The organism is Actinoallomurus soli, assembly GCF_024055715.1.
Classification (GTDB): Bacteria; Actinomycetota; Actinomycetes; order Streptosporangiales; family Streptosporangiaceae; genus Actinoallomurus; species Actinoallomurus soli.
This window is the reverse complement of the sequence record NZ_JAMXMV010000033.1, coordinates 59036-72656: the sequence shown is the minus strand read 5'-3', so window position 1 is coordinate 72656 and position 13621 is coordinate 59036. Positions and strand designations below refer to the sequence as shown.

The window sequence follows — 13621 nt, the reverse complement described above, 5'->3', positions numbered from 1 at the left end:
CCCCCCCCCCCCCCGCCACACCGCTCCCTGCACCGGCCGGCCGGCAGGTCCGCGGGCGCCAGGAGCGGCCTCGGCCGGCCGGGGAGGCCGCCTGACGTCACGTGAAGAGGCTCGGATCCACCGCTTCGGCGGCGGCACGCGCGCCCGCGTCGCCGGGGTGAACGCCGTCACCGGAGTCGAAGGCCGGGGCGAGCCGGGCCGGATCGTCCGGGGCCGCCAGCCGGGCGGCGAAGTCGGCGACCGGCCAGTCCCGCTGGGCGGTGATCGCCCGGTTGACGGCCTGTCGCACGTCTTCGTTGCCGTCGGCTTGGAACATCTCGTAGACGCTGCTCATCAGGGGCGTGAGCGTGCCGAGGATCGGCTGGACGCCGCGCTCCTCGGCTCGCCGGGCCAGCGCGAACAGCGCCTCGGTGATGTCGCTCGCGGCCGCTCCCATGGCGATGTCGTTGAGGCCTCCCATGATCACCACGTGCGTGGCCTCGGGGACGCCGAACACGTCCCGGGCGAACCGTTCCGTCATGGTGGGCCCGAACAGAGGGCCGAGCAACCGGTTGCCGCCGATGCCCGCGTTCAGAACGACGGCGTCTTTGATCCCGGTCGCGAGCAGTCGGCGTTGCAGGTGGTCGGGGTACCGCTGGTCGCGGTCGACGGTGGTGCCGTCACCGCGGGTGATCGAGTCACCGAAAGCGATCACGACCGGGCCGGTCGCAGGAGCGTCGGTCAGGACCTGGGTGATCCAGTAGAGGGAGGAGAACTCCTCACGGCCGCCGAGCCCGCTCACAGGAGTGACATCGCCGGTTCGCTGAGCCGAGTGCAGGTACGCGGCCGGCTCCGCGTCACCCGACACGAGGCAGGCGATCTCGAGCTCGACGCCCGCCGCGGTGGGAAGCGTCACCGGGTCGCCGGTCACGGCCTCGCCCGGTGGAATCTTCCACTGCGCCCCTCCCTGGTACGGCACCGGGACTCCGCCGCCGACCGTGACCGCGTCGATCACCAGCGGGCCGTTCCCGAACTCGTTGCTCAGCACGAGCCGCAGGGTGCCGCCGCCGCGCCGCAGCCGTACGGTCTGGCGCACCCTCTGCGCCGAGAACGACCGGGGCTGTGGCATGAAGGGCGGAGTCTGTCGCGGATCTCCGAGCGCGGCGAGGTAGGCGGTGGTCCAGGCCATGACGTCTCCAACAGATCGATAAGCATCAATGTCTTCGACGGTAGACGATAAGATCGATGACTGTCGATATACTTCCGAACATGACGACGGACGACCGGCATCCCGCGACCGAGGACCTCCGGCTGACGAAGGTGCTCGCGGCTCTCGCCGATCCCGCGCGCCTGGCCACGGTCCGCACCATCGCGGCGCTCGGCGACTCGCCCTGTGTCGAGTTGCGCCAGGCCGCCGGCCTGACCATCACTCAGCCGACCTTCTCCCACCACCAGCGTGTGCTGCGGGAGGCCGGGATCATCCGGGAGCGCGTCCAGGGTGCCCAGCGCATCCTCAGCATCCGGCGCGAGGACCTCGACGCCTGCTTTCCGGGACTGCTCGACAGCGTCCTCAGCACCCCCGAGCGCCTCCTGAGCGACCGTTAGACCGTTCCCGGCCGAACCGTCGCCGGATCCGGCGACGGTCCGGCCGCGGCCTGGCATGATCTTTCGGCATGGCCGACGAACCGAGTCTCGAACCGGCGGATGCGCCGGTGCGGAGAAGGTCCTGGCGGTGGGGTGTGGGCGCACTGGGGACGGCGGCGGCGGTGGCCTCCGTGACGGTCGTGCCACGCCCTCGACTGGGACTTCCGCCCGCCTCGTTCGTGAGGCCCGGCCCGGCCCGGCGTGAGCGTTCCGGCCGCCTCGGCCGCGCGGCCGTACACGGCCTGCGCCGGTCCGGGTCTTCGTCCGGCCCGGTACCCGCGGAATCGTCAGGCGCCGCTGGACACGTGCGGGGTCACGCTCTCCGGCATCGCGCGGGACCCGTCCCGGCCGGCCCGCAGGAGCCTGCGCCACCGGGCGGGATCGTGCAGCGCCGGCTCTGTGCTCTCCAGGAACCGCTCCACCGCGATGACGAACCGGCCGGGATCGTCCAAATGCGGGAAGTGCCCGCAGCGCCCGAAGATCTCGAGCCTGCTCCCGGGCATGGCGGCGTGCGCGATCGTCGCGTGGCCGACGGGGATCACGTGGTCATCCCGGCCCCAGATGATGAGGATCGGCATGCCCTCCGCGAGGTAGCAGCGATCGAGCATGGTGATGACCTGGCCGCGCGCGTCGACTCCCGCCCGGAGGCCGCGCAGGAACGCTCTGCGCGCCTTCTTGGTACGCAGGCCCTGGTAGCGCCGGAGGATGTAGTCGAGGTCGGGCCCCAGGCCCAGTCCGCGGGTGAGGCGCAGGGCGGGGGTCGCCAACCGCACGGCCGTACGCGCGGGCGCTGAGGTCGCCAGCGACAGACCGATCTCGGCGCCGGGGGCCGCCGCCGCGCGCAGCAGCGGGTGGACCTCCCGGCCGATGCCGCCGGGGGCGACGAGCACGAGCCGCTCACAGCGTTCGGGGAATTGGTAGGCGAACTGCATGGCGATGCCCCCGCCGAGCGAGTGGCCGACGACCGAGACCCGGTCGATGTCGAGAACACCGAGCAGGTCGCGCATTCCGCAGGCGTAGGCGGGGATGGCGTAGTCGGCCCGCGGCTTGGCCGATTGGCCGTGGCCGAGCAGGTCGGGGGCGATCACCGTGTGGCGGTCGGCGAGGCGGGGGATCACGGCCTCCCACGTGCCGGAGTTGTCGCCGATGCCGTGGATCAGGAGGAGCGGGGGCCCGCTGCCCGTCATCCGGAAGGCACGCCAGTATCCGTGAATGTCACGGAACCGGATGAGATTTCCAGATTTCACGCCCACTCACCACCGATGTCGACTTCTCGCATCGTCCGGCCGGCACGTTTCGTGACGACTACCGCGCTGTTAGTCCACCGTAACGACCGCCTCGCACTCCGCCTCGACCGCCGTCGGCGCTTCGAGCCCGTCGAGGCGTGACGGTGATCGTGACGTCGCCCGCTGATCTTCAGGTTGGTCTAATGGCGGGGACCGGAAGATCTGGTTCACCTTGGTGAGGAGGCCGTCATGCGGCTGGGAGTGATGTTCGGGGTCGCGGTCGAGAACGCCGATCTTCCCAAGCTGATCGAAGAAGTGCGCGCGGCGGCGGAGACGGGGCTGGACAGCGCCTACTTCAGCCAGCTCTTCTCATGGGACGCGGTCACGCTCGCCGCGCTCGTCGCCCGGGAGGTGCCGGGGATCGACGTGGGCACCGCGGTGACCCCGACCTATCCCCGCCATCCGCTGGCGCTGGCCGGTCAGGCGCTCACCGCGCAGGCGGCGAGCGGCAACCGGTTCATCCTCGGCGTCGGGCCGAGCCATCCGGAGATCATTGAGAAGGCATTCGGCCACTCCTACGATCGGCCCGCCCGGCACGTCCGCGAGTACCTGACCGCCCTGATGCCGCTCCTCCGGGGTGAGGAGGTCGACCACCACGGTGAGGTGATCACCGCCGTGGGACGGACGAACGTGCCGGGGGCCGTCGCGCCGCCCGTTCTCCTGGCGGCCCTGGGCCCGGTGATGCTGCGGATCGCCGGAGAGCTCGCCGACGGCGTGGTCACCGTGTGGACCGGGCCGCGCGGGATCGGAGAGCACATCGCGCCGGCCATCGGCCGCGCCGCCGCGCAGGCGGGGCGGCCGGACCCTCGCGTCGTCGCCGGCGTCATGGTGAGTGTTACCCACGACCCCGACAGAGTCCGGCAGGGCGTCGCGGCGGCGGTCGGCGCCGCCGGGCGGCTGCCCAGTTACCGCGCCGCCCTGGACCGTCAGGGCCTGTCGGGGGTGCACGAGACGGTCGTCGCGGGCGACGAGGACGCGGTCGAGCGGGCCATCCGGGCGTACGCCGACGCGGGCGCCACCGAGTTCGTGGCCAGTCCGGTCGGCGACGAGCGGGAGCGGGCCCGCACCGCCGCGTTCTTGTCGGCGGTCCGCGGCCGCCGCTGACCCACCGGCCGGCCGTGAGCCGGGCGAGGGGGCCCGCTCGGCGACGAGCGGGCCCCCTCGGGACCTCCTCCCAGAGCGCTCTCGGAGGATCAGGTGGTGATCTTTCCGGTGCCGGCGCCGGCGGTCACGGTGGACTTGACGGTGTTCGGGTCGTCGACCGTGTAGGGGTACGGAATGCTCGCGACCGTGCCGGCGGTCAGGATCGTGCCGGAGTTCACCAGGACGTTGTTGCGGGCCACGAGGCTGCCCGCGGACGAGTCCCCTTCGCCGAGGTGGGTCGGGTCGCTGACGCCCTCGAAGTAGTTGCCTTCGACGAGGATCCCGGCGTTCTCGGTCGAGGCGATCGCGTAGCTGTAGTGGTCGGGGCCGCCGCCCATGAAGTAGTAGTTGTTGAACACGTGGACCGGGTTGCCGAACCGGACGCGCGGGTTGCGCTCGTAGCAGTTGCGGAACTCGTTGTGGTGGTAGGTCACCCGCAGGTGGCCGGTGTCCTCGGAGGCGTTGCTGTCACTGTGCCCGACGAGAGAGCACTTGTAGTGGTCGTGCAGGATGTTCCAGGACACGGTGATGTAGTCCGCGGCGTGGGTGATGTCGAGCAGACCGTCGTAGTAGTCGATGTCGTGGTCGAGATCGCTGGACAGGTCGTTGTGGTCGATCCACAGGTTGGTCGACTGCTCGATGTGGATCGCGTCGCCGTTCCCGTTGCCGGCCAGGACCTTGGAGATCTTCAGGTTCCGGACGATCACGTTCGAGACCTTGCGCATGTTGAGGCCGCACCCGGTGAGCCCCGAGCCGGAGCCGACGCCGAGGACCGTCTTGTTCGAGGCGATGCGCACGTCCGCGGAGCAGGTGAAGTTGCCGTTGACCCGGATGATCTCCGGTCCGCTCGCCGCGACGGCCTGGTTGAGCGCGTCCAGCGTGGTGACGGTGACGGTGGGCCCGCCGGCGCCGCCGGTGGTGCCGCCGTTCTGGGTCGCCCAGCCGATCAGGCCGTCCGGCGGCGTGGTCGGGGGCGGAGACGTCGGGGGCGTCGTGCCGCCGCCACCGCCGGTCGCGGCCAGCGTCCACTGTTTGGTGGCGACGCTGTCGCAGGAGTTGGTCTGCACGAGCGCGCCCGCCGCCGTCGAGTTGTCCGCGATGTTGGCGCATTTGCCGCCGTTGGCGTTGACGAGGTGGTAGCCGCCGCCGGAGGCGGCCAGGGTCCAGATCTGCCCGGCCGCGCCGGTGCAGGTCTCCTGTTCGATGGCCTTGCCCGCGCTGGTCGACGCGCCTCGTACGCCCGCGCACAGACCGCTGCCGACCGACTTGATCGTGTATCCCCCGCTCGCCGAGCTCAGGGTCCACTTCTGGGCGTCGGCGCCGTTACAGGCGCTCTGGTCGAGCTGGACGCCGGACGCGGAGCTCGAGCCGGGCAGATCCAGACAGAGGCCGCTGCCGGCGTTGGTCACCGTGTACGTTCCGGCGCCGACGTCCGCACCGGCCGCGGGGGTGACCGCCCAGACGATGGAGGCGAGGCCGAGGGCGCCGGCAGCCGCCAGGACGCTGAGGCCGGCCCGGCCGATGCTCGGGCGGTTCCGTGCCGGCCGCGCGCCCGTGGATCCGTGGTGTGCTTGCATGACTAACCTCATGGAATGGTCGCTTTCGGAATGAGGAATTCCACCGTCCAATGGCTCACTGACGTCATTGCGGCAGAATGAGGAAATCGCCGACCGCCGAAGACGACGGCGACAGCGCGTTCGGTGACGCCGAGACCAGCGCCTCCGTGGAGAAAAAGATCAATCTTGGTGGTCGGCCCGGTGGCACCACTCCCCTCGGGAAAGCGTTTTCCTGATGTCTGACATTCAGTGAAACCACGCTGAACGCCGGAAGTCAACACGTCTTTCATGGGAGAGCGGAAATGCGTCCCGAACGCCGGGTCCGGCGGACATGCGTACGGGGTTCGGGGGTGGCCTCTGGGGTGGCGACCGCTCTCAGGAGTCCGGTGAGAGGCTCGCGGTGAGCCGGGCCAGGCGGGCCCGCTCGGCGTCGAGGTCGTCCGGTGGGACCTCCGCCCAGAGCGTGGCGCCCTTGTCGTCCCAGACCCCGGCGACCCGGCCGCCGCACAGCACGACGGGGGAGATCCAGCCGCCGCTGCGGCTGACCGCCGACCGCCGCGCCGCCGGCACGATCCGCGTCTCGGTGGTGCCGGCGCCCAGGACGTACGCGTCGAACGCGCCGAGGAGGCGGACGGCCCCGCTCGGCGGGGTCTCGGCCAGCTCCGCGACGTGCTCGGCCAGCATGACGCGGCGCTCGCCCTCGACGTCGACCTCGGCGAGCTCGTCGCCCAGCGCGGCGAACCAGCCCTTGAGGCGCGCCCTCGGGGTGACGCCCCGGCTCAGCCACACCTTGTCGAACAGCTCGGGCGTCGTCGGCCCGTGAGCGCCGAGATAGGCCCGGAGCACGGTCGCCGCCGGGTCGGGCGCGTCCGGCAGCCAGGCCGCGCTGACGAACGTGACCCGGGTGCCGCGCGGCGGGCCGAAGCACAGCACCTTCCACCAGGCGAGCGGCTTGAGGAGCGTGCCCCAGCCGGAGCCGAGCACCTCGGCGAGGTGGGCCGAGCCCGTACGGTCGACGATCTCCGCGGTGAGCTCCTCGCGGCTGAGGGCCGCGCCGCCGGAGAGGGCGTCGGACGCGGCCGCCGCGATGGCCTCCAGATCGGTGGGCGTGGCGCCGAACGTCTTCTGCCAGCTCCCGCGGCTCCCAGGTGCGGTGCGCTGCGGACAGGGCGAGGTAGGCGGCGGCCTCGTCGGCGGGCAGCAGATGGAGGGTGCCGCGCATCGCCCAGGTCTTCACCAGCCCGCGGTCGGCCAGGGCGGCCGCCACCGCGCCCGGGGCCGGCTCGGCCTGCCGCACGGCGATCGCCGGCTCGGCCGCCGAGGCGACCTGTGCCTGGACGCCCGCGAGCCGCCGCGCGACCTCGACCGGGTCACCGCCCACCGCCGGATCGAGGAACTGCCGCCGCAGCCGCCAGGCCAGCACCTGCGCCCACGTCGTCTTCTCCACGGCACGGCACGGTAGCGCGCCCCACCGACGGTTCAGCGGTGGCCGGAGAACGCGACGGGCCGGCCCGGCCTGCCGACGATCAGCGGTGGCGGGCGGCGAGGTCGGTGTAGGCGGCCCGGACGTCCTCGGTGGTCAGGGTGGTCAGGTCGGCGGTGGTGACGTCCGCGCCGAGCGCGGCGACGCGCAGGTCGCGGAAGCCGCAGGCCTTCTCGTACAGCGAGCGCACGAACCGGCCGTTGCCCAGCTCGTCGATCCTTCCGAGGCCGCAGACCCGCTGGAAGACGCCCGCCAGGTCGTCCAGCGCCCCCTCCTCCCAGGTGTCCCCGGCCCGCACGGCGACCGCGAGGGCGATCTCCAGCAGCTCGTCGGGGCCGTACGAGGGGAAGGCCACGCGTTCGGCGAAGCGGGAGGCCAGGCCCGGGTTGGACCGCAGGAACCGGTCCATGTCCTCGTCGTAGCCGGCGAGGATGATCACCAGGCGCTCGCGGTCGTCCTCGGCGCGCTTGAGCAGGGTCTGCACCGCCTCGGCGCCGAACGCGTCGCCGCCGGAGTAACCGGCGTTGACCAGGGAGTACGCCTCGTCGACGAACAGGACCCCGCCGAGCGCGGAGTCGATCACCTTGTTGGTCTTGATGGCCGTCGCCCCCAGGTGCTCGCCGACGAGGTCGGCGCGCTGGGCCTCGACGACCTCGGGCCGGGCCAGCAGGCCGAGCGCGGCGAACACCCGGCCGAGCACCCGCGCGACGGTCGTCTTGCCGGTGCCGGGCGGCCCGGCGAACACGAAGTGCCGCATCGGCGGGTGGGTGCGCAGCCCCTGCTCCTCGCGCAACTGCGCGACCTGCAGTTGCGCGGCGATCGCCCGGACCTGCCGCTTCACGGGCTCCAGGCCGATCATGCCGTCCAGGTCGGCGAGCGCCTCCTCCAGGGTCGGCGTCTCGGCGTACCCGCGGTAGCGCTCGGTGAGCTCGGCGAACGCGATCTCGACGTCGACCGCGTGGATGGTCACGAGCTCGTCGGGGGTGGGGTCGGCGCCGCCGTGGACGATCCGTACGTCGCGGGCGCGGGCCGCGGACTCGATCAGCGAGCGCACGAACCGCCCGTTGCCCAGCTCGTCGAGGACGCCCCGCCGGGACACCTCCTCGAACTTCGATCGCAGGCAGGGCGCCGCGTCCGCGCCGAGTCGGTCGCCGCGCAGGCCGGTGTGGTACTCGGCGATCAGCAGCAGCTCCGCCGGATCGTACGCGGGGAACTTCACGCGCGTCCCGAACCGTGAGGCCAGGCCGGGGTTGGAGGCGAGGAAGCCCTCCATCTCGTCCTCGTAGCCGGCCAGGATGATCACGACGTTGTCGCGGTCGTCCTCGGCGCGTTTGAGGAGCGTCTGCACGGCCTCGCCGCCGAACCGGTCGGGCTGCCCGTCACCGGCGTTGACCAGGGAGTACGCCTCGTCGATGAACAGCACACCGCCCAGGGAGCGGTCCACGACCTCGTTCGTCTTGATCGCCGTGGCGCCGAGGTACTCCCCCACCAGGTCGGCGCGCTGCACCTCGACGACCTGCGGGGTCGGCAGCAGCCCGAACGCGTAGAAGATCCGCGCGACGACGCGGGCGACGGTGGTCTTGCCGGTGCCGGCCGGGCCCACGAACACGAAGTGCCGCATCGGCTTCTCGGTGGGGAACCCGGCCGCGGCGCGCATCCGCGCGGCCTCGATCGAGGCCGCGATCGACCGCACCTGCCGTTTGACCGGCTCCAGGCCGATCATGGCCTCCAGCTCGGCGAACGCCTCGTCGACGGAGATGTCCGGGACCTCCTCGGCGCGTCCCTGCCCCTGGACCTGCCCCTCGACCTGGCCCGTCGCGGCGTACTCGTCCTCCAGGTAGTCCTCCTGCGCCCAGCCGGTGTCGTACGCCTCGGCGGGGACGATGCGGCGTGCCTGCCACCAGCGGTAGGCGAGGACGGCGAACGCCGCGACCCACGCCGGCGCGGCGTTCAGCCTCGGCAGCGGATTGGCGAGGGCGGCGGCCACGATCCCGGCCAGCCCGAGGGAGACGACGGCGGTGCGCCACGGCGCGTATGCGCGGATGCGGTGGGCGAGGAACGCGGCCGGGAGCGCCAGCGCCGCCAGGAACACCTCCTCATGGCCGCCGTCCGGGTACAGGCGGCTGAGCGGGATCACGGCCGCGAGCCAGCACGCGACGACGAAGGCCGTCGCCATTCCGCTCGGCGAGCGGAGGGTGAAGTCGACGACGAGCAGGAGCACGGCGACGAATACGACGGTGGTGAGCAGCGGGATACCGGCGACGATCGCCACCGCCGCCGATCCCACGACCAACAGCAGAAACGTCAGTCTCCGCAGACCCGGCTGGATCTGGAAATAGCGCCAACGGGCACGTTCGAACAGATCACGCGCCACCGGAGGGCGCGATCGGGATCTGCCGAACGGTCGCATCGCTCTCCCTCATGCCTGAGCACGTGTATAGCGCAGCTTGGGCGTCGAATGGCAGGACCCATTGTGTCGCGCGTCCCTGTCAAGACCGTTATCGCACAGTGGCGCCGCCCCTGACACCCGCCCCCGGGCCGAGGCCGACCGGCCGGTCGGCGGACCCCGGCCGGGGTCGGTGCGTACGTCACTAGGCCTTCGCCACCTGATCGGCGAGCTTCTTGTCCTTGGCGACGCGGACGAGGGCCGCGGAGAGCTGCGCGAGATCGCGGTCCTTGACGAGGTCGGCCAGGCGCTTGGGATCGGTCGGCAGGCCGACGCGCTCGGCGCCCTTCAGCGTCAGGTCGTCGAGGTACGGGCGCAGCCACGGCCAGACGGCCTGCGCCTCTCGGCAGAAGATGTCGGCGCCCACCGGCCCGATGCCGGGGAACTCCTCCAGCAGCTCCTTGGCGCGGCCGATGTCGCGCTCGGCCTTCAGCGGCAGCTTGCGCAGGTCGCCTGCGTACTCGTCGAGGACCAGCTCGGCCATGTCCCCGAGACGGGTGGAGGTGCTCTCGTCGTAGCGGACGTAGTGGGCCCGGCCGAGCGCGTCGACGCGCTGCTGCCAGTCCAGCTTCGCCATGCCGCGCGCCGTTCCGCCGCCCGCCTCGAACAGCTCCCGCGCCGCCGCGACGGCGATGTCGGCGTTGATCCGGGTACTGAGCAGATTGGCGAGTACGAGGAGTTTGAACAGCGCGCCCGGCTGATCCTTCAGCGGGATCCCGGCCTCTTCGGCAAAGGTTCGTCCGGCTTCTGACAGCAACGTCTTGACCGTCTTGTCCATGACGCCACCTCCAAGTAGGTCAGGTCCTTACCCCATAACCGACGTTCTTAGTACGGGCACCCGTTCCGAGTACCGGGCCAGGAGTTCGGCATTGCGCTCATCTCCCCCCGGCACGTTCGCGCTCACCCACAGCGGCAATTCGGCGCGTTCCGACATCCTGGCGAGAAGCAGGTTCCACAGGTAAACGCACGACAATGAGGACAGTGCGGCCGTACGCGGAGCGTCGACGGGATAGGAGGCGTCGCCCGGCGGGGTCAGGGTGTCGAGCACCAGATCCGCGACCTCCCCCAGCTTCACGCCCGCCCGGGTCGGAGCCGCCGCCATCGACGGGCCCGACACGACGCCGATCACCGGCAGGCCGTACGACCGCGCCGTGGCAGCCAGTTCCACCGGGTACGGGTTGGTGCCGCTGTTGGAGAAGATCATCACCAGGTCGCCCGGTCGCGGCGCCGCGGCCTCCAGCACCGGAGCGGCCACGCCGGAGCGGCGCTCGGCCTCCGTCGCCGGCCAGGCGCCGTTGAGGGGGGAGATCTCCGGCCGGGACAGCGGGTGCACACAGGCCAGCCCGCCCGCGCGGAAGAAACCCTCCAGCACCATCGCCAGCGAGTGGCCCGATCCACCGAGGTACACCAGGCCACCGCCCAGGACGGTGTCGAGGAGCAGCCGGCAGGCGCGTTCGAGTTCGTCCGCGTTGTGCCGCTCGATTCGCTCCAGGTGTGCGAGCATCCAGTTCACGAACACCGGTCTAGCACCTTTTCGGCGGTCGTGATCATAAGGCGGCCGCCTGGCGGGACTTTTGTACCGCCGGATACCGGGATGGAGTGATCTACGCCGCCTGTCGGATCCCCCCTAGGGTGTCCGGCGTGCAGCAGAAACGGCCACGGCCCGAGCCGAGCGGCGAGCCCGCCGGGCCGCGTGCGGACGTCCCGGAGGCCGGGGGGCGCGGCGGCACCGGGACGCCCACGGGCGTCGCGGCCCACGTCGACGACGGTCCCGGCCCCTACGGGACCTACCCGTGGCTCCTGGTCGGGTACTCCGCGCTGTCCGACGTGCTGCACGGCCGGGCCCGGCCGGTGTGGGCGTCCGGTCCCCTCCTGGGGATTTACGTCGTCCTCGTCGTCCTCGCCATCTGGTACGGCTACCGCCGCGGCCAGGGCGACCGGCGGGCGGTCGCCCTGCTCGTCGCGGCCGGGGCGGACGCCTTCATCCTGGCCGGCTGGTTCGGGCACGGAATGAGCCAGCTGATGTCCACGCTCGCCCTGACCTGCGGGGTCGTCGTCCCGTGGGGCCGGCGGCCCTGGCCCGCGCTGGTGATCGCGCCGCTGTCCGTGCTCGCGGCGCTGCTGGCCTGGGCCCGGGGCGCGTCGGCCGGGGACGCCCTCGCCGTCTGGTACGGCACCCTGCTGTCCGGGTTCATCATCGCCACGATGCTGCGCCTGTTCGCCGCGATCCGGGAACTGCGGGAGACCCGCGACGAACTCGCCCGGACCGCCGTCTCCGAGGAGCGCCTCCGCTTCGCCCGCGACCTGCACCCGTAACAACGGCTGGCTGTGACGGGTCACAGCAGGGACATCTGGCCCTCGATGTCCGGGCGGCGCCGCTTCAGGTGCCGCCACTCCGGCAGGTCGTCGAGGTAGGACCAGGACATCCGGTGGTGCGGCGTCGGGCCCAGCCGGCGCAGCGCCTCCTGGTGGGACGGCGAGGGGTACCCGGCGTTCTTCGCGAAGTCGTACTCCTCGTGCCCGAGCCCGGCCATCAGCGTGTCCCGGTGCACCTTGGCCAGGACGGAGGCCGCCGCGACCGTGACCGACCGCAGGTCGCCCTTGATCTCGGTGCGCACCGGCCAGGCTCCGCCGAGGTAGTCGTGCTTCCCGTCCAGGATGATCGCGTCGGGGCGTTCGGGCAGCGCCTCCAGGGCCCGTACGGCCGCGCGGCGCAGCGCCTCGGTCATCCCCGCCTCGTCGATCTCCTCGGGGCTCGCCATGCCGATGGCGTACGCGGGCAGCCATCCGCGCAGTTCCTCGGCGATCCGCTCGCGGCGCCGGGCGGTGAGCATCTTCGAGTCGGTCAGCCCGGCGGGAGGCGCGGTCAGGTCCGTGACCGCCGCGCACACGACCACCGGCCCGGCCCAGGCGCCCCGGCCGACCTCGTCGATCCCGGCGACGCGCGCGGCCCCGGCCGCGATCAACCGCCGCTCCACGGAGTAGTCGGGCCCCGTCTCCCCCGGCTTCGCCTCCGTCCTCCCCGGCTCCGCCTCAGCCTTGCCGGGTTCCGCCTCCGTCTCGCCGGTGAACGCCGCGTCGCCGATGATGCCTGCGTGGTCCATGGGGGCCATGATGGCAGCCGGGACCGGCGATGCGGTCCGTTCCCGGAACCGGTGGACGGCGATTCGGCTCTCGAGGATCATCGACCGATGGAGACGTCGCCCGAGGACATGAACGCGTTCTGGACCGAGGAGCACGAGGAGAGAGTCGTCGCGCCCCGCCGGCCGGTGTTCGACGCCGTCGCCCTGCTCGCCCGGTGCGGGGTGGGAGTGGTCTTCCTGGCCCACGGCTGGCAGAAGATCCAGGTCGGCGTGACCGCGACCGGCCATCAGTTCGACGCGATGGGCGTGCCCGCGCCGACGGCCGCGGCCGTGTACGCGACCTTCGTCGAACTGCTGGGCGGCGCGGCGCTGATCCTCGGCGTCGCGCTGCCGGTGGCGGGCACGCTGCTGTTCCTGGACATGGCCGGGGCGTTCGCGTTCGTCCACGCCGCGCACGGGGTGTTCCACGTCGACAAGGGGACGCCGCGGGGCGGCTTCGAGCTGGTCCTCGTCCTCGGCCTGGCCTCGCTGCTGTTCGCGGCGGGCGGCGGCGGACGGCTGACGCTGGACCACCGGCTGTTCGGGCGCGGTGGGCACGGCCGCCCGCCGGGGCACCGCCGCCGCAGGCGACCGGACGAGACGCGCCCCGGCGAGACACGGTCCGACGAAGTGCGGCCCGGCGGAACACGGCCCGACGAGACGCGTCCGGAGCGAACGCCCCCTCCGGCCCCGTCCGCCGGCGAGGCGACACGTTCGCCGGCCCCGGCGCCGGGGCCGCCGACTCCGGAGACGGCGGCCGGTGGCACGCCGGAGCCGCCGGCCGAGGAGACGCCGTCGTCGCGGCCGAGACGCGCCGCGACCCGTACGTCACGGGACGTACGGGTCGCGGGACCGAAGCCGGACCGGGAGCCTCCGGCGGACGGCGCGCCTCCCGCGAAGGCCGCGCCGCGGGCGAGGCAGGCGAGGCCGCGCAAGGGGCCGTCCGCCGAGGGCTCCTGAGC

General features: G+C 72.4%; 13 protein-coding genes and 1 pseudogene. 4 read left to right on the top strand and 10 right to left on the bottom strand.

What is annotated here, in order from left to right:
- Nucleotides 1–97: 97 nt before the first annotated feature.
- Nucleotides 98–1168 carry a GDSL-type esterase/lipase family protein gene (locus tag NDW01_RS39895; RefSeq protein ID WP_252829732.1) on the bottom strand — a complete coding sequence of 357 codons (1071 nt, stop codon included), beginning with the start codon at nt 1166–1168 and terminating at the stop codon, nt 98–100.
- Between the two features lie 80 nt (nt 1169–1248).
- Here NDW01_RS39895 and NDW01_RS39890 point away from each other — a divergent pair, with 80 nt between their 5' ends.
- Nucleotides 1249–1584: an ArsR/SmtB family transcription factor gene (locus NDW01_RS39890; protein ID WP_252829731.1), complete on the top strand. Its 336-nt coding sequence runs from the start codon at nt 1249–1251 to the stop codon at nt 1582–1584.
- 326 nt (nt 1585–1910) lie between these two features.
- On the opposite strand, the gene NDW01_RS39885 is transcribed toward NDW01_RS39890, so the two are convergent.
- Nucleotides 1911–2870, bottom strand: a complete 960-nt coding sequence (locus NDW01_RS39885) for an alpha/beta fold hydrolase (RefSeq protein ID WP_252829730.1) — start codon at nt 2868–2870, stop codon at nt 1911–1913.
- A gap of 228 nt (nt 2871–3098) precedes the next feature.
- Here NDW01_RS39885 and NDW01_RS39880 point away from each other — a divergent pair, with 228 nt between their 5' ends.
- Nucleotides 3099–4013 carry an LLM class F420-dependent oxidoreductase gene (locus NDW01_RS39880; protein WP_252829729.1) on the top strand — a complete coding sequence of 305 codons (915 nt, stop codon included), beginning with the start codon at nt 3099–3101 and terminating at the stop codon, nt 4011–4013.
- Nucleotides 4014–4102: 89 nt separating this feature from the next.
- Here NDW01_RS39880 and NDW01_RS39875 read toward each other — a convergent pair whose 3' ends face one another.
- The 7 genes and pseudogenes from NDW01_RS39875 to NDW01_RS39845 form a co-directional block, all read right to left on the bottom strand.
- Nucleotides 4103–5629 carry an RICIN domain-containing protein gene (locus NDW01_RS39875; RefSeq protein WP_252829728.1) on the bottom strand — a complete coding sequence of 509 codons (1527 nt, stop codon included), beginning with the start codon at nt 5627–5629 and terminating at the stop codon, nt 4103–4105.
- Nucleotides 5630–5637: 8 nt separating this feature from the next.
- On the bottom strand, nt 5638–5898 hold the full coding sequence (locus NDW01_RS39870; RefSeq protein ID WP_252829727.1) for a hypothetical protein: 261 nt from the start codon (nt 5896–5898) through the stop codon (nt 5638–5640).
- An 85-nt stretch (nt 5899–5983) separates the two neighbouring features.
- A complete protein-coding gene (locus NDW01_RS39865) occupies nt 5984–6706 on the bottom strand; it encodes a DNA glycosylase AlkZ-like family protein (protein WP_256514307.1) in 723 nt (240 codons plus the stop codon).
- A 145-nt stretch (nt 6707–6851) separates the two neighbouring features.
- A pseudogene (locus NDW01_RS44585) lies at nt 6852–6905 on the bottom strand (hypothetical protein); the annotation flags it as partial.
- 229 nt (nt 6906–7134) lie between these two features.
- Nucleotides 7135–9501: an AAA family ATPase gene (locus tag NDW01_RS39855; protein WP_252829726.1), complete on the bottom strand. Its 2367-nt coding sequence runs from the start codon at nt 9499–9501 to the stop codon at nt 7135–7137.
- A 181-nt stretch (nt 9502–9682) separates the two neighbouring features.
- Entirely contained in the window at nt 9683–10315 is a 633-nt protein-coding gene (locus NDW01_RS39850; RefSeq protein WP_252829725.1) for an HhH-GDP family DNA glycosylase, read from the bottom strand.
- A 27-nt stretch (nt 10316–10342) separates the two neighbouring features.
- On the bottom strand, nt 10343–11056 hold the full coding sequence (locus tag NDW01_RS39845; RefSeq protein ID WP_252829724.1) for a sugar isomerase domain-containing protein: 714 nt from the start codon (nt 11054–11056) through the stop codon (nt 10343–10345).
- 122 nt (nt 11057–11178) lie between these two features.
- On the opposite strand from NDW01_RS39845, the gene NDW01_RS39840 reads away from it, so the two are divergent.
- Nucleotides 11179–11853 (top strand): sensor histidine kinase, encoded by a 675-nt coding sequence (locus NDW01_RS39840; protein WP_252829723.1) that lies wholly within the window; start codon nt 11179–11181, stop codon nt 11851–11853.
- A 20-nt stretch (nt 11854–11873) separates the two neighbouring features.
- On the opposite strand, the gene NDW01_RS39835 is transcribed toward NDW01_RS39840, so the two are convergent.
- Entirely contained in the window at nt 11874–12641 is a 768-nt protein-coding gene (locus NDW01_RS39835) for a ribonuclease HII (RefSeq protein ID WP_252829722.1), read from the bottom strand.
- An 87-nt stretch (nt 12642–12728) separates the two neighbouring features.
- Between NDW01_RS39835 and NDW01_RS44125 the strand changes: the two genes are divergently transcribed.
- Nucleotides 12729–13619 (top strand): DoxX family protein, encoded by an 891-nt coding sequence (locus NDW01_RS44125; RefSeq protein WP_308211872.1) that lies wholly within the window; start codon nt 12729–12731, stop codon nt 13617–13619.
- The last annotated feature ends 2 nt before the right edge of the window (nt 13620–13621 follow it).

Coding starts and splice junctions, on each gene's coding strand:
- NDW01_RS39870 (WP_252829727.1), bottom strand. CDS start 5,898: ATGAAAGACGTGTTGACTTCCGGCGTTCAGCGTGGTTTCACTGAATGT.
- NDW01_RS44125 (WP_308211872.1), top strand. CDS start 12,729: ATGGAGACGTCGCCCGAGGACATGAACGCGTTCTGGACCGAGGAGCAC.
- NDW01_RS39880 (WP_252829729.1), top strand. CDS start 3,099: ATGCGGCTGGGAGTGATGTTCGGGGTCGCGGTCGAGAACGCCGATCTT.
- NDW01_RS39895 (WP_252829732.1), bottom strand. CDS start 1,168: ATGGCCTGGACCACCGCCTACCTCGCCGCGCTCGGAGATCCGCGACAG.
- NDW01_RS39835 (WP_252829722.1), bottom strand. CDS start 12,641: ATGGACCACGCAGGCATCATCGGCGACGCGGCGTTCACCGGCGAGACG.
- NDW01_RS39875 (WP_252829728.1), bottom strand. CDS start 5,629: ATGCAAGCACACCACGGATCCACGGGCGCGCGGCCGGCACGGAACCGC.
- NDW01_RS39855 (WP_252829726.1), bottom strand. CDS start 9,501: ATGCGACCGTTCGGCAGATCCCGATCGCGCCCTCCGGTGGCGCGTGAT.
- NDW01_RS39890 (WP_252829731.1), top strand. CDS start 1,249: ATGACGACGGACGACCGGCATCCCGCGACCGAGGACCTCCGGCTGACG.
- NDW01_RS39850 (WP_252829725.1), bottom strand. CDS start 10,315: ATGGACAAGACGGTCAAGACGTTGCTGTCAGAAGCCGGACGAACCTTT.